Here is a 1,132-nt window from a genome sequence, read left to right as displayed (position 1 = left end):
TTTTCGAAATAAGTTACCCATAACCTGCAAGCTAAGCTATTGATAAGATTTGAATTTTCCGTTAGTTGGTGGCTGATTTTTTCGAAAACAGTACACTAGTGACACTCCCCATCCACCTGATATCGGTGGTTGCGGTACTTCCATTTCTGGCGTAGCTATTTGCCGTGCCTCTGGCTCTGGTGCAGGCTTTACCTGCACTGCTGATGTAACTATTACAGGTGATCCCTATGAAGCTCCGGCTCCTGATCCATCCCCCGATACCGGCACTGGCTCTGGCGGTGATACTGGCACTACTCCTACGCCTGGCACTGGAAGTGGATCAGGTTCTGACACTGGCTCGGGTACTGGTTCCGGTTCTGATACCGGTTCAGGCAGTGGTTCAGGTACTGGTAGCGGTTCTGGGTCTGGTTCAGGTTCCGGCACTGCTACGGGCTCAGGCTCTGGCAGTGGTTCTGGCTCAGGTTTAGGTAGTGGCTCTGGTTCTGGCAGTGGTTCTGGCTCTGGTAGTGGTACCGGTTCTGGATCTGGTACAGGCACTGGTTCTGGTACTGGTAGCGGCTCTGGCACTGGCAGTGGTGGTAATGGAACTTGTACGTCCGACTGTGGTGAAGGTGATGCCCCCTCCATCACCAAGCTTAAAGCCCCCGAGCAAGGATCATTAGACGGTGAGGACGAAAAATGGCAGAAGAAAATCGACGATTCCAAAGATGAAATCAAGGATGGGTTAGACAAGCTCAAAAGTGTATTTTCACCTATTGGTGATCTTTCCCTTGGTGGTGGTGGAACTCTTTACTGCCCACCTCCCGTTACCGTTCTCGGCAAAAGCATAAGTTTCTGTCTTGATAAATACTCGGGCTCTCTCGATTGGATAGCTCAAGCAGTTTTATTTATGTGTGCTGTTATCGCCCTGTTTATTGTCTTTGCATAGGTGATTTATGGATCTTTCGTGGTTAGCTGCATGGCTTGATAGTGCCAATACCTTCTTTCAGTACATCTGGGATTTCATGGCCAGTGGTATTTATCAGTTGGCGGCGGCAAAAACTGAGCGCAACACCTGACCAATCCGGTACGGTGAACCTATGTCATATCATGAACTCAGCATTGAAGAACGCATCACGATCCAGTTTGGCCA

The 1,132-nt window shown here is 49.6% G+C and carries 2 protein-coding genes; both read left to right on the top strand.

All coding sequences use genetic code 11. From position 1 onward, the window contains the following. Positions 1 to 227 precede the first annotated feature (227 nt). Positions 228 to 467 carry a hypothetical protein gene (locus tag DW49_RS1000000132935; protein WP_024421470.1) on the top strand — a complete coding sequence of 80 codons (240 nt, stop codon included), beginning with the start codon at positions 228 to 230 and terminating at the stop codon, positions 465 to 467. A 468-nt stretch (positions 468 to 935) separates the two neighbouring features. Next, positions 936 to 1,058, top strand: a complete 123-nt coding sequence (locus DW49_RS1000000133960; RefSeq protein WP_268240087.1) for a hypothetical protein — start codon at positions 936 to 938, stop codon at positions 1,056 to 1,058. Positions 1,059 to 1,132: the final 74 nt, after the last annotated feature.

Source organism: Pseudomonas avellanae BPIC 631, assembly GCF_000444135.1.
Lineage (GTDB): Bacteria > Pseudomonadota > Gammaproteobacteria > Pseudomonadales > Pseudomonadaceae > Aquipseudomonas > Aquipseudomonas avellanae.
Note: the sequence above shows the minus strand (reverse complement) of the source record. Positions and strands in the feature narration are given on the sequence as shown.

Bases quoted from the DNA above. Each gene is read 5' to 3' on its own strand.
- DW49_RS1000000132935 (WP_024421470.1), top strand. From the start codon at position 228: ATGAAGCTCCGGCTCCTGATCCATCCCCCGATACCGGCACTGGCTCTG.
- DW49_RS1000000133960 (WP_268240087.1), top strand. From the start codon at position 936: ATGGATCTTTCGTGGTTAGCTGCATGGCTTGATAGTGCCAATACCTTC.